This is a genomic window from Oceanobacter sp. 3_MG-2023 (assembly GCF_030688925.1).
Lineage (GTDB): Bacteria > Pseudomonadota > Gammaproteobacteria > Pseudomonadales > Oceanobacteraceae > Oceanobacter.
This window is the reverse complement of sequence record NZ_JAUYVX010000014.1, coordinates 56271-73655: the sequence shown is the minus strand read 5'-3', so window position 1 is coordinate 73655 and position 17385 is coordinate 56271. Positions and strand designations below refer to the sequence as shown.

The 17385-nt window shown below is 55.9% G+C and carries 15 protein-coding genes; 14 read left to right on the top strand and 1 reads right to left on the bottom strand.

Going from position 1 to position 17385, the window contains the following annotated elements; genetic code table 11:
* Positions 1–192: 192 nt before the first annotated feature.
* The 14 genes from Q8W32_RS13265 (at position 193) to Q8W32_RS13200 (ending at position 16431) form a co-directional block, all read left to right on the top strand.
* Complete coding sequence (locus Q8W32_RS13265; RefSeq protein WP_305415324.1) at positions 193–864, top strand: OmpA family protein; 672 nt, start codon at positions 193–195, stop codon at positions 862–864.
* Positions 861–2696 (top strand): pilus assembly protein N-terminal domain-containing protein, encoded by a 1836-nt coding sequence (locus tag Q8W32_RS13260; protein WP_305415322.1) that lies wholly within the window; start codon positions 861–863, stop codon positions 2694–2696. The genes Q8W32_RS13265 and Q8W32_RS13260 overlap by 4 nt, the downstream gene beginning before the upstream one ends.
* Before the next feature lie 71 nt (positions 2697–2767).
* Positions 2768–3454: a M48 family metallopeptidase gene (locus Q8W32_RS13255; RefSeq protein WP_305415320.1), complete on the top strand. Its 687-nt coding sequence runs from the start codon at positions 2768–2770 to the stop codon at positions 3452–3454.
* Positions 3451–4689 carry a CpaF family protein gene (locus tag Q8W32_RS13250; RefSeq protein WP_305415318.1) on the top strand — a complete coding sequence of 413 codons (1239 nt, stop codon included), beginning with the start codon at positions 3451–3453 and terminating at the stop codon, positions 4687–4689. Before Q8W32_RS13255 ends, Q8W32_RS13250 begins: the two co-directional genes overlap by 4 nt.
* Positions 4690–4702: 13 nt before the next feature.
* The gene (locus tag Q8W32_RS13245) at positions 4703–5590 is read left to right on the top strand and encodes a type II secretion system F family protein (protein WP_305415316.1); all 888 of its coding nucleotides are present in this window, start codon (positions 4703–4705) and stop codon (positions 5588–5590) included.
* Positions 5587–6414 carry a type II secretion system F family protein gene (locus Q8W32_RS13240; protein WP_303431968.1) on the top strand — a complete coding sequence of 276 codons (828 nt, stop codon included), beginning with the start codon at positions 5587–5589 and terminating at the stop codon, positions 6412–6414. Before Q8W32_RS13245 ends, Q8W32_RS13240 begins: the two co-directional genes overlap by 4 nt.
* 38 nt (positions 6415–6452) lie before the next feature.
* Positions 6453–7613: a hypothetical protein gene (locus Q8W32_RS13235; protein WP_305415313.1), complete on the top strand. Its 1161-nt coding sequence runs from the start codon at positions 6453–6455 to the stop codon at positions 7611–7613.
* Between the two features lie 121 nt (positions 7614–7734).
* The gene (locus tag Q8W32_RS13230) at positions 7735–8634 is read left to right on the top strand and encodes a phosphate/phosphite/phosphonate ABC transporter substrate-binding protein (protein ID WP_305415312.1); all 900 of its coding nucleotides are present in this window, start codon (positions 7735–7737) and stop codon (positions 8632–8634) included.
* 6 nt (positions 8635–8640) lie between these two features.
* Positions 8641–11676 (top strand): response regulator, encoded by a 3036-nt coding sequence (locus Q8W32_RS13225; protein WP_305415311.1) that lies wholly within the window; start codon positions 8641–8643, stop codon positions 11674–11676.
* 20 nt (positions 11677–11696) lie between these two features.
* Positions 11697–13139 carry a sigma-54 dependent transcriptional regulator gene (locus Q8W32_RS13220; protein ID WP_305415309.1) on the top strand — a complete coding sequence of 481 codons (1443 nt, stop codon included), beginning with the start codon at positions 11697–11699 and terminating at the stop codon, positions 13137–13139.
* A gap of 203 nt (positions 13140–13342) precedes the next feature.
* Positions 13343–13993 (top strand): TetR/AcrR family transcriptional regulator, encoded by a 651-nt coding sequence (locus tag Q8W32_RS13215; protein ID WP_368501365.1) that lies wholly within the window; start codon positions 13343–13345, stop codon positions 13991–13993.
* 81 nt (positions 13994–14074) lie between these two features.
* Positions 14075–14581 (top strand): L,D-transpeptidase, encoded by a 507-nt coding sequence (locus Q8W32_RS13210; RefSeq protein WP_305415308.1) that lies wholly within the window; start codon positions 14075–14077, stop codon positions 14579–14581.
* Positions 14563–15612, top strand: a complete 1050-nt coding sequence (gene nagZ / locus Q8W32_RS13205; protein WP_305415306.1) for a beta-N-acetylhexosaminidase — start codon at positions 14563–14565, stop codon at positions 15610–15612. Before Q8W32_RS13210 ends, nagZ begins: the two co-directional genes overlap by 19 nt.
* A 72-nt stretch (positions 15613–15684) precedes the next feature.
* Positions 15685–16431 (top strand): S-methyl-5'-thioinosine phosphorylase, encoded by a 747-nt coding sequence (locus tag Q8W32_RS13200; protein WP_305415304.1) that lies wholly within the window; start codon positions 15685–15687, stop codon positions 16429–16431.
* Between the two features lie 128 nt (positions 16432–16559).
* Here the strand turns inward: Q8W32_RS13200 and Q8W32_RS13195 are convergent, their stop codons facing one another.
* Positions 16560–17384 (bottom strand): CsiV family protein, encoded by an 825-nt coding sequence (locus Q8W32_RS13195; RefSeq protein ID WP_305415302.1) that lies wholly within the window; start codon positions 17382–17384, stop codon positions 16560–16562.
* Between the last annotated feature and the right edge of the window lies 1 nt (position 17385).

The window sequence follows — 17385 nt, the reverse complement described above, 5'->3', positions numbered from 1 at the left end:
TCTGTTCTTGCTCGTCCGCATATTGCGATTCGCTCTGGCTGGTTTCGCATTTTGCAATGCAATTTGAGTAATCGCTGTGCGGTTGTATTTCGATAATTATAAGTTATTGAATTTTAAGGTAAAAATTTAAAATACTAGTTGGTATGCGTCCTGCAAACACCCTCTGACTACATTCAACAGAAGGGGGTTGATGTGCCGAACTTTATTCAACAGATGATCGTGATCGGACTGGGTGTCTTGTCTGTCATTGTGCCTGTCAACGCCGCCGGTGAGACGTCTTACCCTGCTACTTACCCGGTTACGGTACCTGCAACAGGGCATCGTGAGCAGGTGTTTGCGCCACCGCATGAGCTGGATTGCCGCCGGGAAAACGGCTTTCAGGTCTGTGAAACCCGGCTGGATCAGGATGCGGTCACAACGCCGATGATTTATTGCTCGGTGCATTTACCGGATGAAGCCAGTCCGTCACAGGCAACCGCGGTGGATATCCAGCGTCTGGTTTATCTGGGTTACAACGCATTCGATACCGATAAGGCAGAAGTAAAAGCCGCAGAAGTTGAGCACCTGCTGGCCTGGGCCAAGCTTAATAAAAACCGTGATGAAGCCATTCTGATTCTGGCGACAACCGATATACGTGGTGATGAACTTTATAACCGCAAGCTGGCTTACCAGCGGGCGCTGGCGGTGTACCAGTACCTGTCGACCTTCGGCATCCGTCGCATCCAGATCAGTATTCAGGGCCGACCGCTGCGGACGGGGGATTATCACGATTATCCGCCTCAACATTCCCATTATCGCCGGATTGAACTGTATCAGGGCGGCGATTCCTGTCGTTCACTCAGACAGCCAGGAGCTATGTCATGAAATACTTTTTTTCGCTGTTGGCGACCCTGGTACTGGTGTCATTACCTGTGGTGGCCGATACCAGCAACCCACTGAATTACATTGAGCAGGCCAATGGTGAGCGCTCGGAAAAAATCGATGAATTGATGCGCTGGACACATGTTCGTTTTGTCTTTAACCGGGAATTGCGCCGCGTTGCGGTAGGGCAGGAGGCGATCGCCGAGATCGATGTACTGAATGAAAAAGAATTGCTGGTGTTGGCCAAAGACGTCGGCAAGACCAGCATGATGGTGTGGTTCGTGGATGGCAGCAGCCATGCCTATATGTTGAGTGTCACGGCCGATCTGTCGTTTCTGGAGACTGCATTAAAAAATATCGACGCCAATATTCGTATCGAAGCGGCACCGGACCGCCAGGTCTTGCTGCTCAGTGGCAGCGTGGGTTATCAGCATCAGAAAGACACCGCCGAGCGGGCGGTATCCCGTTATTTGCAGCGTCAGGGTGGGCTGGTTAACCAGGGGCTGGTGAATGATGCGCCGTTGGCCGATATCTACCAGAACTCGTTACCGCTGATCAACCTGATCCGTGTCCGTCATCAGGCGGAGAAAATTGAAGATCGTATTGGCCGTGCCCTGAAGGAAATCGGCACGGATTCCGTCAGGGTGCGGCGCATTCGGCAGCAGGCCCGTTTTAATGGCGAGGACGATACCTTGATGCTGGAGGGCGAAGTACAAACACAGGCTGAGCTGTCGCGGGTATTGGCGGTGGTGTCGCGTCTGTTTATTCGCCCGGATGAGGATGAAATCTTGCTCAACAGCCTGATTCAGATTTATGCCGACGAAGCGGGTCGTGTGGTGTCGTCGCCCCAGGGGGGCACCAATCAGGGCATTGTTCAGGCAACAACGGCCGAGCTGTCGCGGGCCAATGTACTGTCCATTGCCGGTGGCCGGGTGCTGTCGATGATCCGGGTGAAAGACATTCCCCAGTTACGGGTCTCGGTGCAGATGTATGAGGTCAGTCTCAGTCGTCTGAAAGAATGGCAGCCGGGCATTGGTCTGAGCTCCAATGCTGCCGATACGTCGACGGCACTGGGCAACGACAGTCTGGAGACCGCGCTGAATATCTTTAACGGGGCCTTGTCCGGGCAGTTGCAGATCGCCGGGCAACAGGCGTCGTTGAATGCGCTGTTTTCGATGCTGGAATCAGAAGGCATTTCCCGCACCTTGTCGAAACCAACAATCACCTTGATGTCCGGAGACACCGGTACCATTCAGGTGGGTGGGGAAGTTCCAATCCGGACGACCTACACGAACTTTGGTCAAAGTACCGATAGCAGTGCACTGGGTGACGCGCTGTTAAGCAGTACCGAGTTCAAGTCATACGGTATCGAGCTCACCGTCAGTGCGGTGATCGATGAGACCGATCATATCGCCTTGCAGCTGAACCCCAGTGTCTCCACGCCGGATACCGCGCTGTCCCAGCACATTACCGACAGTACCGGTTCGACACTGGACACCACGGCCTTTGATGTCCGCAGTATCAATACGTCGACCCGGCTGCGTGATGGCCAGCCACTGATATTGGGTGGCCTGGTATCGCGGGATCAGTCCGAGAGTAACCAGTCGTTGCCGTTTCTGTCGCAGATTCCATTCCTGGGCAAACTGTTCAGCTCCGATGTGTCCAGCTATCGCGACCGTGAACTGGTGATTGTGGTGACGCCAACCATTGTACGGGAGCCTTTGCATCAGACGGCCTTGTGGGAATTTGCCGACAGCAGTGAATTGCTGCAATGGGCAGTCAACCCCATGCCGTTGAATCGTCATTCTTCTATCTCCGGGGAGGCACGACCATGAAGCCTGCAACGCCTGTTATAACAACTCTGAAGCTGGCCTTGGTGGGATTATTGCTGACGGGGTGTGCGTCCATGTCTCCTGAGTCCCAAACCGATTATGCCCCGGAAGAAGCCCTGACCCGGCAGTTGGCTGCCTTGCAGTCATCGGAGGATTTCAGTAGCGGTTGTGTGGATCCATCAAGCCAGCGCTCGGGTGTCCGTGACTGTTTGCGCCACCTGCGTGCGCTGGATGAGCTGGTGTTGCTACACCCTTATCATGAACGTATCCGGATGGCGGCGGCGGTGATGCACTACCGCGTTGGTGATGTTAATGCTGCCCAGGAACTGCTGGATCAACTGGTCTGGCTGCCCAGTCCGCGACCGGAGGCCCGTCTGCTTCGCAGCCGGATTGCACTGGAGCAAGGCAACTTGCGGTTGGCAGGCAGCCTGTTGGAAGAAGCGTTGATGCAATCCCCGGATTACCCGGAAATCAGGGAAGGTCTGGCCGCCGTCCGCTATGTGTCGGGTGATTATGTGCAGGCCGAGCAATTATTGGAACAGGCCGGTCGGCTGGGGTCTCCAGCCTGGCGCATTCAGTATCTGCAAGGGCTGGTACAGGAAGCACAATCCCATCCGGATCTGGCGTGCAGCCATTACAGCCAGGCATTGGCGATCAAGCCGGATCATCGGGCCTCCAGAGGCCGTCTGACCGGGCTGTCATACCACCCCGTTTGCTACCAGTATCTGCAAATGAGCCTGGAGATGGAGGTGTCCTTATGACCCAGGCCGAGAGGATGGATGAAGCGCTGATTCCACTGGCATCGGAAGAATACAGCCACCTGCGCCGCCGACTGCATCGGCGGGTGCTGGAAGGGCTGGAAGGTGTGTCCGAACACTCGGTGGTGGATCGGGTGGCCCTGATTCGCCATCTGCAAGAGCATCTGGATGACTTGCTGGCAAGCCATGGCCGTGCATTGGCGGACGGGGTGCGCAGCCAGTTGTTGGGCACCGTGGCCGATGAAATCCAGGGGCTGGGGCCAATTACCGAGCTGATGCTGGACCCACGGATATCCGACATTCTGATCAACGGCTATAACGATATCTGGGTTGATCGCAACGGCCGTCTGGAGCGCACCAGTGTCGCTTTTGATGGCAATGACCATTTGTTGCGCTTTCTGAACCGGATTCTGAGCCAGCAGGGGCGGCATATTGATATGGGCAACCCGATTGTGGATGCCCGGCTGAGCGATGGCAGCCGCCTGAATGCCGTGATTGCGCCGCCGTCTCCCCGTGGCCCGGTGATCTCCATTCGTCGTTTCCGGCTGACACCGCTGACGTCGGACGACCTGATCGCACGAGACTTTATGACCCCGGCGATGTGGGCCTATTTATCGGATGCTATCTGCCAGGGCGCAAACATGGTGATTGCCGGAGGCTCTTCGGCGGGCAAGACCAGTCTGCTGAATGTGTTGTCGGGCCAGATTCCCTTGACCGAACGGATTATCACCATTGAAGAAACCCAGGAACTGACGCTGGATCACCCCCATGTCGTGACGCTTGAATCCCGGCTGGGAAATGGTGAAGGGCTTGGTGTTATCCGCCTGACTGACTTGCTCAAAACGGCGTTACGGATGCGGGCAGACCGCATCATTGTCGGTGAGGTGCGAGGGGATGAAGTGTTCGACATGCTGCAGGCCATGAACGTCGGCCACGATGGCAGCATGACCACCGTGCATGCCAACAGCCCCAGGGATGTGCTTAACCGGTTTGAATATCTGGCACTGAAAAGCCTGCCGACGATGCCTCCGGCCATGATCCAGCAAATGATCGCGTCAGCGATCGATGTGATCGTTCATCTGCAGCGGGATGCTGATGGTCATCGGCGTATCGCCAGCATTGCCACCCTGACCCAGTCGGATACTCGTACCGAACTGGAAATCCGCTTTCAGGCGGCGTCCGCCACGATCAATAAAACGACTTATGAAACGACATCGACCTATGGGCCGAGGAGTTAGCAGAGGTGAGGCAATGATTGATTATCTGGGCGTATTGTTGGCGGCACTGGTCAGTCTGATCTCCGGCGGGCTGTTCTTCTTTCTGCGTGACCGGGCCTGGTCGGAATCCTGTCTGACAATCGGTGCGACGGAACAGCGTTCCGGTTTTCATCGCTGGCAGCACCGCATGAACCAGCGCTTGAGCACGCTTGGTATTCGTTTTGGCGTGCTGCTGCTGGGGACCGGTGTGTTTCTGGTGGCTGCTGCGGTACTGCTGGCGATGCTGACGCTGTTTCCGACGCATTATCTGGCCGCCACCGGTGCCGCCACCGGTGTGGTTATGCTGGCGGTCATTGTTATGAAAGACGGCCTGGCGTTCCAACAGAACCGGTTTGAACAACAACTGTACGAAGCCATGGAATTGATGTCGGCATCGCTGATGGTGGGGGTGCCCATCACCGACGGTTTGCGGACGGTGGCCCATTCATCCAAAGGGGCGTTTCGTCTGGAAATGCAGCGGGTTCTGCATCGTCTGGATGGCGGACTCAGTGCCGATCAGTCCTTCAGTTTGCTGAACCAGCGTTACCCCAATGAAGGGGTGCGGGCGTTTACGGCGGCAGTTGACTCCAGCTGGAACACCGGCGGCGACCCGCTAACCCTGATTCGATCGGTACGCAACCTGCTCAAGCGGCGACTGGATACCCGTGCCGAAATCCGCACCGGGCTGTCCAGCCTGCTGTCGGCATCGGTTTTTATCGGCTTGTTTCCCTACCTGTTGATTCTGGTTTTCCAGTGGAAAGATCCAACCTGGCTGACCCTGATTGTTGAGCATCCGAAAGGGCCAACACTGGTGGTACTGGCGGTACTTACCCAGCTGCTGGGGTTCTTCTGGCTACGTTACCTGGCGAGGCAAAGTCTATGACGTCCATGAATCTGATTGATGCGTTATTACTGGGACTGCTGGTCACCATCCTGCTGGGCGCGATGGTGATCTGGGGGCTGCCGCTACAAGGCAGGGCCAGGCTGGATGCCGATCATTCACTGCTGTACACCAACCACTGGATCGCCCCGCGCAAGCTGGTACGGCAAGCCGGGCTGTCCCCGGATGGCGTTGCACTCTGGTTTGTGCCGTCGAGTCTGATTCTGATGCCGCTGACGTTTTTACTGACCCTGAACGAGTTTGGTCTGGTGTGGCCGCTGGCCTTGCTGGTGGGCATGCTGGCGACCAGCTTGCCGTTACTGGTTTTGTTGTTGTTGCGGGGCCAGCGTGTTGCCGAAGTACGGCAGCGACTGCCGTTTTTTATCGACATGCTGGCTGCCTATCTGGCGGCGGGAGTGAGCTTGCCGCAGGCGCTGAAAACCAGCATCGATGTGTGTCATCGCAAGGATGATGTGCTGGTGATGGAGCTGGGGCTGGTGATGCGGGAAATTGAATTGGGAGTCTCGCAGGACGATGCCTTTGATGCGCTCCGGTTCCGTTTGCCCTGCCTTGAAATCGAACGGCTGGCCGCCCTGGTGCAGATGGGCAGTCGCATGGGGGTTCCCTTGTGTGAAAGCCTGCGGGCGTTTGCGGAGTCCATGAGTACTCGTCAGCAGCAATGGGTGCGCAAGCTGATTGCCCGCCGCAGCCTGGTGTCATTGTTCCCGATGTTACTGGTGGCCTTTCCTGTGTTTGGGGTGCTGGTGGTCTTTCCTGCTGTTCACAAAATATACCGGTTGTTTCAGGAATTGGGCGTCTCGCTTTGATTCTACCACTCTCAATACACCTGATGATGGAGGGCGTTATGAGTCAGGCATCGCCAAAACGGCAGCAAGGATTCGTGATTACCATGGAATTACTGCTAATTACGACTATTTTGATATTAGGGTCTCTGGTGGGGCTGGTAGCAATTCGTGATGCGTTGTTCAAACACAAGGTGCAGCAACAGAACATGACCCCCAAGGTACTGGACCAGCAAGGCCGGCTGCTGGGAGAGCCTGTGGCCTATGATGAGCACGAAGCGCCCTTGCTGGCCTATATCGACCGTAGCACCGATCCGTTGGGACGGGTGCTGATTGGCATCCGGGATGATCGGTTCTCCAGCCGGGAAGCGGTGTATTTCGATAGCGCCAGCTGTCAGGGTGATCCGTGTATCAAAAGTGTCAGTGATGAACTGACCGACAGCCAGGGAGCATCCCGCTTGAACCGGAGCGGTAATGTCAGCTATCTGAACGCCCTGCAAGGCGGAGCGAATTATGCGGTGGGGCCAGGCAGCGATGGTTTGCCGGGTTTTTTGTATCGGGAGAGTCCGGAGCAATGTGACTTTGACCTGGACGACGTGCAATCGCGCTGGCATTCCCAGAGCGTTGTGACCGGGTTGCCCTGCGAGGAGCTGACGGTGGAAGACATGAGTGTCCCGGCATACACCGGGTGCCTGCTGAATGTGACGCCATTGCTCACCGATCCGCTGGACCCGACCAGTCTTGACCTGAATTGTTCGTGCCCTGCGGGGACCACCGACCAGTTTAATCTGATTGATCAGGTAGCGCCTCTGGTCGGGGATTTGTATGACCAGACCTTTGCCACGCTGGGCGTGCTGATTGCTCCACCTTTTGACAGTGATGGGCTGGGCACAATTTGTTGTGAAACACCCTCGGAGTTGAACGAATCCGGGTTGGTCGAAACCCTGGCGTATCTTGTCTTGAAAGACCAGCTGAGCCAGCTGGCCTTGTCTGCCCTGGAGCAGGCCGAGCTGGAGTCGCTGCTGGAATCATTGCTGAGTCCTGCTGAGCTGACCTGCAAACCAACCCTGCCTTTGCGGGCAGCAGAATCGGTTGCCAGTGCGGATGACCCGGCAATGAATGCTCTGGAACCATTTGAGCCGCCGTTTCGGGTCACACTGCCAGCGGCGGCGTCGGATGTCTGGATCAGCACACCACCCGATGGTGTGGAAGGGCGCCCTTGATGGCGAGGGGCACGGCAGGTCGGAGAGAACGATTGGCTTGTGGTTTATAGCAACACAATCAGTAGGTGAGTGTTTTGGGTCAGACATTGCCGGACAAACAACCTTGATGAGGCAACAAGTCATGATGAAACAATGGTTACGCGTGGGAGTGATATGGCTGTTGACCGGCGTAACGATGGCAGTGGCGGCCGGCATGACCCTGTTAACGGCGACGGCAGCGGCTTCAGAGGCTCCGGTGGTCACCGCTGCAGCGGCAGAAACACAGACACAGACAGCAACGCTGACATTCGGTGTGGTGCCGCAACAAGCGGTGACCAGAATGTTGCGGGAATGGACGCCCTTGCTGCGCGTTATCAGTGACGCGACAGGGGTGGCAATACGCTTCGCCACGGCACCCAATATCCCGGCCTTTGAGCAACGTGTGCGCGATGGCCTGTACGACATTGCGTATATGAGTCCGTATCACCTGACGGTGTTTGCCGATGACCCGGGTTATGTGCCCCTGGTGCGGGTACAGAACAGGCAGATCAAGGGCATTATTGTTGTAAACCAGGCGTCGACCTTGACCCGGCTGGACGAACTGCACAGGCAGACGCTGGCATTTCCATCGGTGGGAGCCTTTGCCGCCACTTTGCTGACGCAGGCCAGTCTGGGCCTGAAAGGCATCGATTTTGGCAGCCAGTATGTTGGCTCTCATGATGCGGTTTATCAGGCCGTTGCGGCAGGGTTTTACCCGGCGGGAGGCGGCATTATCCGTACCTTTAATCTGCTGGATACCTCAATCAAGGACCAGCTGAGGGTCTTGTGGACCTCGCCCGGTTATACCCCTCACGCCATTGCGGCTCATCCACGGCTGTCACCGGCACTGCGTCAACGGCTGGTGGCGGCGTTTACTGAATTGCCGCATGAACCTGGTATCGACACCACCCTCGAGGCTTTGGGAATGGAAGGCTTTATCGCCGCCCAATACGCCGACTGGAATGATGTCAGGGCGTTACATATTCAACCTTCCGACAGGTAGCACTCGATGTCCTTGAAACTGAAAACCATTGTTGGCGTCGCGGCTATTGAAGCAGTCTTTCTGATCTTGCTGGTGTGGCAGGCCATGCAGATCCTGACCCTGTCTAATCAGCAGGCGCTGGAAACCCGAGCGCAAGAAACCGTTGGCCTATTTGGCACCCAGGTCGAAAATGCCCTGATCGCCACCGATCTGGCCACTCTGAACGAGATGGTCGATCAGCTGATGGCGCAGGGCAATATTGAATACGTCAGGATACTCGATCAGCGCGGTATTCTGGCCAGTGCCGGTGTCCCTGAAAAGCATGACTGGAACTTTCAGCGCGACCTTAATTTTGGCGATATTCACGATGGCATGTTGGATGTCGACTATCAGGTGTTCGAAGAGGATATTTATCTGGGCACCATACAGCTGGGCATATCAACAACCGGACTGAGTTTTCTGATTAGTGAATCAAAAACGCGGCTGATCGGGATCGCATTGGCCGAATTATTTATGGTTGCGCTGGTTTCATGGATTCTGGGCTGTTACCTGACCCGCACCTTGTCGCACCTGACCCGGCAGGCCCAGCGTCTGTCGAAAGGAGAAATGGTCGAGCCATTACCGGTGAGTGGCCGGGATGAGTTGGCCGTTACCGTCCAGTCGTTTAACGACATGGTGGAGAAGCTGGCCCAGGCGAGAGAAGAGGATGCGATCAAATCCGCCGTTTACGAGGCCAGCCTGGATGCCATGATTACGCTGAACAAGCAGGGTAATATCATCGAATTCAGTAGCGCGGCGGAGCTGATTTTTGGCTGGCGGCGTGAGGACATCATTGGTAAAAAAGTGGAAGAGACCCTGGTGCCAGAAGAGCTGATCGATAGCCATCTGGCGCGACGGAAAGCCTTGTTAAGTGCAAAACAGTACTATGGGCAAGGGGCTCGACGGGAAACCGTTATGCTGACCCGGGCCGGGGAGCGTATACCGGTCGAGGTCTCTTCTGTTATCTTCAAGAGCCAGAAAAACACCTATTTTACGGCGTTTGTACGCAATATCTCCGAGCAGAAAAACAATCAGGCCCAGTTGATAGCGGCGAAAGAAACCGCAGAACTCGCCAGTCAGGCCAAGTCCCGCTTCCTGTCCCATATGAGTCATGAAATACGCTCGCCACTCAACGCCGTGATGGGGATTTTGCAGTTACTGGAGCTGGAATCCTTATCGGCCAGCCAGCGGCGTTTATTGACCATTGCTGATACTGCCGGGAGCAGCTTGCTGGCGGTGATTAATGAAATTCTGGATTTTTCCCGGATTGAAGCAGGCAACTTGCACACGGATTATGCAACGGTTGATCTGGCCGATATGACCAGCTGCTTGCTCACCACACTGGAAAGCAAGCTCGATACCGATCAGGTTGAGCTGTTTTGCCAGATCGAAAACGGCGTGCCCTGTCGGGCAGAGTTTGATGTTGATCATACGATCCAAGTGATTCGAAACCTGGTGGATAACGCCATCAAGTTTACCGACAAAGGATTGATTCGCCTTAAAATCGCCCTGGTGCCTGGCACCGGGCAGACATCGTGTCTGGCGATATCCATCCATGATACCGGTCGTGGTATTCCGGCAGCCCAGTTGAAAGATGTTTTTCATGAGTTTGAGCAGGTCCATGCCCGAGAGGATACCCGCGCCGGAGGCATTGGCCTGGGGTTGGCGATTGTCAAACGTTTGGTTGTCTGGATGGGAGGCACGGTGGATGTCAGCTCAACCCCGAATCTGGGCAGTGTATTCCGTTTTACTGTGCCGCTACGTTCCTTCGAAATGATCCGGCAGGCCACACCGCCACCCTTGCAATTTCGCCGCGTGATTCTGGTTACCGGCAACGAGGCGTTGCAGCAGGCAATTGAAGAGTGTGTACAACCGCTGGAGGTTGCCCTGTCGGCGTTTGCTTCCCTGGCGCACTTCAAAGCCAGTCAGCAGGAACGCCAGCCGACGTCGACCGAGGTGGTATTGATCGATGAGGCCGAACTGCCAGCCACAGGACAAGAACTCGACTGGTATCAGCAGCTGTCCATAAGCAAGGTGCGGCTGACCCGATTGGGGCAGGATCAATCTGTCCCCTGTTCCGAACAGGAAAGCGTGCTGTACAAACCCCTGTCATATCAGAAAATTGAACGTCTGCTGCGCGGGCAAGCCTGCGATGAAGCGGCAACGCCCAGCCAGACTGCGACCGTGACGGGCAGCCATAACCGTATCCTGATTGTGGAAGATATCGAAGCGAACCGGATTGTACTGGGCGGAATACTGACCAAGTCGGGTTATCAGGTCGATCATGCCTGTAACGGTGTTGAAGCCTTGCAGGCGCTGGAAGTGGGTCATTACGATATTGTGCTGATGGATTTGCATATGCCGGTGATGAATGGCATTGCTGCGGTGACCCGGCTCAGGGCCTGCCCCGGTACAAATCAGCATATTCCCGTGGTTGCTCTGACCGCCAATGCCGAGAAAAGCGAAATGCAACGGTGCCTGGCCGCCGGCATGAATGACTTTGTCAGCAAGCCCTTTTTTACCAAAAACCTGCTGGCCGTTATCAACCGACAGGTGTATCAGCATCAACAGCTGCACGATACACCGCCTGAGGCAGTGCCAGACGATGCACCGGGTCATGCTGCCAGTGTGGCCCGTCAGGCCGCGGCGCAGGCAGAGCTGGACGCGCGACTGCTGCACAAGGCAACGCTGGAAAAGCTGGCCGCCGAAACATCTTTGCAGGCGTTACCACGGATGCTGAACAGCTTTATTGCCGAGCTGACCCGGCGGATGGACGATCTGGATCGCGCGCTGGAGAGCAATAACCCGCAGGAACTGGGGAGTCAGGCCCATGCCCTGAAAAGCAGTTCGGCGGTGTTTGGTGCTCTGGCGCTGCAACAGGCAGCGCAACAGCTGGAGCAGCTGTGTTATGGCAATGCAGCGGATTTTGCGCGGGTAATCAGCGCGACTCAGGAACTGATGTTACTGGCCCGGCAAACGCTGGAATGTTATCGCAACTACATGCAGTCGATGGCTGCTGAATAGGCTGAATAGAGAGACAACGGATGACCAAATCAATATCACTGCCCAGGCTGCTATTGGTCGAAGACAGTCAATCAACGGCCATGGTTTATGCGACGTATCTGGAACATCTGTTTGACGTCACCGTGGTGTATACCGGCACAGATGCCATCGATGCGCTGCATCGTCATCGTTTTCAGCTGGCGGTTATGGATGTGCAATTACCGGATATCTCTGGTCTGGAGGTATTGAAAACCCTGCGTGAACGGGATCAGCAGTTGCCGGTGGTGATTATTACCGCGCACAGCACCGTGGAAGTGGCGGTTGATGCCATGCGTCTGGGAGCCAACGATTTTCTGACCAAGCCGTTTGATAAAACCCGCTTGCAGCACACCTTGCAGCAGGTACTGAAAACAGTCCAGCTCAGCTCATTGGTTGAGACCTATGAAAAGACCTTCGACCGCAGTCATTTCTACAATATGGTGGGAGCATCCCTTCCGATGCAGGCGGTGTATCGCATCATTGAAAGTGCAGCATCCAGCAAGGCGACGGTGTTTATTACCGGAGAGAGTGGTACCGGCAAGGAGCTGTGCGCTGAAGCGCTGCACCGGGAAAGCCCTCGCAGCAAGAAGCCGTTTATCGCGCTGAACTGCGCGGCGATTCCGTTGGAGCTTATGGAAAGTGAGATCTTTGGGCATATCAAGGGTGCTTTCAGCGGTGCCAGCCAGAACCGTGAAGGCGCGGCCCAGCGTGCGCATGGCGGCACCCTGTTTCTGGATGAAATTGGCGAAATGCCGCTGTCCTTGCAGAGCAAGTTGCTGCGGTTTATCCAGTTGGGGACGTTTCAGGCGGTTGGCTCCAATCAGGAAGTCACGGTTGATGTGCGGTTTGTCTGTGCCACCAATCGCGATCCCCTGACTGAAGTCCGGGCCGGACGTTTCCGTGAGGATCTGTTTTATCGGCTGAATGTGATTCCGGTCCATATGCCACCATTGAGAGAACGCGGACAGGATATTTTACGTATAGCCAACGCGTTTTTGCGGCTGTTTAACGAAGATGAAGGCAAGTCCTTCCAGAGTATCAGTCGTGGTGTTGAAGAGCGGTTGATGAGTTATCGCTGGCCCGGCAACGTACGGGAACTGGCCAATGTATTGCGTAATATGGTGGTGCTGAACCAGGGGCGACAAATAGAAACGGGGCATTTGCCCGACTTTTTCCAGCAGCAGGAAAAAGCGCCAGCTCCCCGTGCTGCGACCATACCCGAGGTGGTTCCGGAAATAACAGCAACAACAATAACAGTCCCGGTTGCGGTTGAAGCCCCGGTGTTGCCGTTATGGCTCGAAGAAAAGCGCATTATCGAAAGGGCCATAAACCATTATCACGGCAATATTCCCAAGGCTGCGGCGATGCTGGATATCAGCGCCTCGACCATTTATCGCAAGAAACAGTTCTGGGCTGCCCAGGATGCCGAACAGGTACCGGGCTGATATAAACAAGCCCGCGGCGGCTGTCAGCCGGGCTTGTGTTGCTCCTCTCGTTCCTTTCCCAGTGTTTTAACCGCTGCCAATACAGGCGCTGTTGCCTGTTATTCCTGAATGAATTTCCACTGGATATGAATGACTTAGCTGTCTTCATCTTGCATGGGTGTTGTTTTAAACGTATGTTTAAAACCAACTTGTAGGCTGGGAATATGGCTCTGATGGCTCAAAAAGACACCGCTAAAAGTATTCTGGATTCTGCTGAGGAGCTGTTTTCTGAACGAGGTTTTGCAGAAACCTCGTTGCGGAATATTACCACGCGAGCCGGGGTCAACCTGGCAGCGGTGAATTATCACTTCGGCTCTAAAAAAGAGTTGATCCAGGCCGTTTTTGCCCGCTTTCTGACGCCGTTCTGCGACGACCTTGGCAAGGCCTTGAGAGGTTATGAACATGGCCTGGCGGGCAAGTCTCCGGAACTGGGGGCACTGTTGCGGCTGCTGGCTGAAACTTCCATGGCTGCCGGAGGTGGCAACGCCCGGCGGCTGGGTATTTTCATGCGCTTGCTGGGATTGGCTTACTCGCAGGAACAGGGGCACTTGCGCAAATTCTTGCGTAACCAGTACGGCGCGGTGTTTGAGCGTTATATGCAGCTGGTCACTGCCGCCTCTCCTGAATTGAGCGATGAAGAGCGTTTCTGGCGTATTCACTTTATGCTGGGGGCAACGGTGTTTACGCTCTCCGGGGTGGAATCCTTGACCGCCATGGCGCAGCATGATCTGGGTGTCAGTACCGGGATCGATGGCGTGATCGACAAGCTGGTGCCTTTTTTGTCATCCGGCTTTCAGGCACCTCATCAAGACTAGCAGCCGGACCGAATGTAATAGACCTGGAATAACGAGGATATGGCAACCTTGGCAAAGAATGGACCGGACGGACAAGGAATCATGATCGAGATCTCGATAGCGGATCAGCAGTTACGTCTGACGACGCCGCAAACGTGTATTGTCTACCCCATATCCACCGCCCTGAATGGGGTTGGTGAGCAAGAAAATTCCGGTTGTACGCCGCGTGGCTGGCATCGAATTGCCGCCCGTATCGGCGGAGGCCTGCCGCAGAATGCGGTGTTTGTCGGGCGACGTTTTACCGGAGAGCTGTACTCCACTGAGCTGGCCACAAGGCATCCGGCCCGGGACTGGATTCTTACCCGGATTCTCTGGTTACAGGGCATGGAAATAGGCTTCAATCGTATGGGGCGCGTGGATTCGATGCGGCGCTATATTTATATTCACGGCACACCGGATTCGGAACCGATGGGCATTGCCCGCTCCCATGGTTGTATTCGTATGCGTAACCAGGATGTGCTGGCCCTGTTTGATCAGGTGAGCATTGATACACCGGTGTGGATTCAGCCACACAGTTTTTCGAGGATTCCATGTCGCGAGCTGTCTTGAACGATACCGCAGCAGTTGGCGTCGTGGCCGACTTGCTGGGACCACAACTGCTGAAAGAAGATTGGCCGGTGCTGGAGTCGGAAGCTCTGAGTGGCCTGATTCTGTTTGGGCGTAATTACCAGAACCCGCAACAGTTGCAGAGGCTGACGGCCGATGTTCGCCAGCTGCGGCCGGATTTGCCTCTGTTTGTCGATCAAGAGGGGGGCCGCGTCCAGCGCTTTCGGGAAGGATTTACCCGCTTGCCGGCGATGGCACTGCTGGGGCAGCGGTTTCAGTCCGATCCGGAGGCAGCCCAAACACTGGCTCACGATATTGGCTGGCTGATGGCAACGGAGTTGGCCGCATGTGGTGTGGACGTCAGTTTTGCGCCGGTGCTGGATATCGAGCGCGGCTGCTCCCAGGTGATTGGTGATCGGGCTTTTGCCACCCATGCGGCGGTTGTCAGCGTGCTGGCGGCGGCGCTGGTGGATGGTATGGCGGCCGCTGGCATGCAAGCCGTGGGCAAGCATTTTCCGGGGCATGGCGCAGTGATTGCCGACTCGCACCGGGAGCTGCCGGTTGATCACCGCAGCCTGGCCCAGCTGGATTATGACATGCGGCCTTTCCAGCACCTGATTGCATCCGGGCGCATGGCGGGTGTGATGCCGGCACATGTCATATATCCGGCATTGGATAGCGCACAGACGGCTGGATTTTCCCGCCGTTGGTTGACCCTGTTACGACAACAGCTGGCATTCTCTGGGGTTATCTTCAGTGATGATCTGACCATGGAAGGTGCTGCCAGTTATGGCAGTTACCGCCAGCGGGCGGAGCTGGCAATGACTGCTGGTTGCAACGCGCTGGTGGTATGTAATCGCCAGTCTGGTGAGCTGGAAGTGTTACAGCATGTCGAACAGGCATTGGCACAAGGACGGCCACGGCTGGATCTGTCGGATTGGCGATGTTTGCCAGCGACAGCCAGCACCACTGCAGCAACGGATTCGTCACTTGAACGTATTCGTGCCGAGCTGGCAGTATTGACCGCATCCTGATTGAAATCACACTGTTTTGGCGTCCGCTATCGGGCGCATTCCCTTTTTTGCTTGATTAACAGGAGCGCTCGCATGTCCTATCAGCGTATTGGCATTATTGGTGGTACTGGCCTGACTCATCTGGAGGGGCCGGAGGTAACGGCTCGCCATGATATTAATACCGTCCTGGGGACGCCGTCTGGCAGTGTCCATGAGGGTTTCTGGGAAGGGCGTGAGGTGCTGTTTATGGCCCGGCACGGCCATCCGCATTCGGTGCCGCCACACAAGGTGAACTACCGTGCCAACCTGTTGGCATTACAGGAGCTGGGGGCTGAAGCCATTCTCGCCGTCAATGCGGTCGGGGGGATTCACCCGGATATGGGCGCAGGGGCCATTGTGATTCCGGATCAACTGATCGATCTGACCTGGGGACGGGAAAGCACCTTTTTTGACGGCAGTTATCAGCCACTGAACCATATTGATTTCACCGAGCCATTTGATGCCGGATTACGCCAGGCACTGATTGAAGCCGCCAGGGTGTTACCGGCGCCGGTGAGTGATTATGGCGTGGTTGGCGTGACCCAAGGCCCACGGCTGGAGACCACCGCCGAAGTGAATTACCTCGAGCGTATTGGTTGTGACCTGGTTGGAATGACCAGTATGCCGGAAGCGGTACTGGCACGGGAGCTAGGCATACCCTACGCCAGCGTCTGCCTGGTGGTGAACCCGGCGGCGGGTCGCAGCGATGCCGAAATTACCATGGCTGATATTCAGGCGGTACTGGACAGCGGTATGAATAACGTTCGGGACTTGCTGGCAGCGGTCTTGTTGTCACTGTAAGGGCCGGCTCCCGGCTCTGTCGGTGTCCGCCGGTTATGTCTGTGCCGTAGCTTCGTGTGTGTCCTCTGCCCCGGGATCAAGGCCCGGGGTGACGGATGATTTGGTGGCGGTCGTCTGTGCTCGCCAGTCTATTCGCCAGCTGTCAGGTCTGGAAACTCAACCGGTGTAATAATCAATACAACGCCCAGCATCGGGTGGTCGATATAATGCAATTCCTTGCTGCGCATGCGGCGTTTCTGACGAACCTCGGTGGCCCGTATCGGGTAGAGGCCATGAATGGTCAATGGCTGCTGGCTTGCCAGTATGGCCGGGGTCGATGTGCCGTCGGTATTGATGGCTGTGCTGAATGCCTGTAACTGTGGCTCGGCGGGCATCTGGCTGCTGAGGTGTTGCACATGAAAGTCGGTCGAAATATGCAGGTAGCGGCTGAGGTAGAGGCTGAAACCGCCGGTAATCTGGATTTCCGGTTCTCCGCCGACGGTCAGGTTGACCTTGTGGACGATGGTGCCTTCCTGGCTTTGTACGGGTTCCAGCCAGCTTTGGTGCCATACCACATCCATATCGGCCTGTGGGTTGATGCGGTTGGCTTCCCGTTTCAGTTTAAGGCTGGACAGCGGTGCCAGGGGTTGCCACAGGCTATCCGGTAGTCTGACCGGGAGCTTGATGGCATTGAGAAACTGCGTTTGTAGCCGGCGGTAACGGTAATGTTTGGCGACCGGGTCAAGGCGTCTGGACTTGGGTGTCATCGTTGCAAAGAGCGACTGGCTGTCGAGGATGACTTTGGGCCAGTATTCCTGGTCGATGTCGCTGTTATTACGATAGGCGACCAGCATCATTTCAACCTGAAACCAGTTATCGCTTAACGGAGTGGCGGCCACCGCGCTGGTGGGCAGTGTGAATAATGTGGTGAGGCTCAGAAAGAACGCCACTTTGGCAGAGTGAAACAGGTTCAAG

Excerpts from the sequence above, each read along its gene's own strand:
- Q8W32_RS13215 (WP_368501365.1), top strand. The coding sequence starts at position 13,343 with ATGGCTCTGATGGCTCAAAAAGACACCGCTAAAAGTATTCTGGATTCT.
- Q8W32_RS13255 (WP_305415320.1), top strand. The coding sequence starts at position 2,768 with ATGTCTCCTGAGTCCCAAACCGATTATGCCCCGGAAGAAGCCCTGACC.
- Q8W32_RS13200 (WP_305415304.1), top strand. The coding sequence starts at position 15,685 with ATGTCCTATCAGCGTATTGGCATTATTGGTGGTACTGGCCTGACTCAT.
- Q8W32_RS13260 (WP_305415322.1), top strand. The coding sequence starts at position 861 with ATGAAATACTTTTTTTCGCTGTTGGCGACCCTGGTACTGGTGTCATTA.
- nagZ (WP_305415306.1), top strand. The coding sequence starts at position 14,563 with ATGTCGCGAGCTGTCTTGAACGATACCGCAGCAGTTGGCGTCGTGGCC.
- Q8W32_RS13235 (WP_305415313.1), top strand. The coding sequence starts at position 6,453 with ATGAGTCAGGCATCGCCAAAACGGCAGCAAGGATTCGTGATTACCATG.
- Q8W32_RS13250 (WP_305415318.1), top strand. The coding sequence starts at position 3,451 with ATGACCCAGGCCGAGAGGATGGATGAAGCGCTGATTCCACTGGCATCG.
- Q8W32_RS13240 (WP_303431968.1), top strand. The coding sequence starts at position 5,587 with ATGACGTCCATGAATCTGATTGATGCGTTATTACTGGGACTGCTGGTC.
- Q8W32_RS13245 (WP_305415316.1), top strand. The coding sequence starts at position 4,703 with ATGATTGATTATCTGGGCGTATTGTTGGCGGCACTGGTCAGTCTGATC.
- Q8W32_RS13210 (WP_305415308.1), top strand. The coding sequence starts at position 14,075 with ATGATCGAGATCTCGATAGCGGATCAGCAGTTACGTCTGACGACGCCG.
- Q8W32_RS13230 (WP_305415312.1), top strand. The coding sequence starts at position 7,735 with ATGATGAAACAATGGTTACGCGTGGGAGTGATATGGCTGTTGACCGGC.
- Q8W32_RS13225 (WP_305415311.1), top strand. The coding sequence starts at position 8,641 with ATGTCCTTGAAACTGAAAACCATTGTTGGCGTCGCGGCTATTGAAGCA.
- Q8W32_RS13220 (WP_305415309.1), top strand. The coding sequence starts at position 11,697 with ATGACCAAATCAATATCACTGCCCAGGCTGCTATTGGTCGAAGACAGT.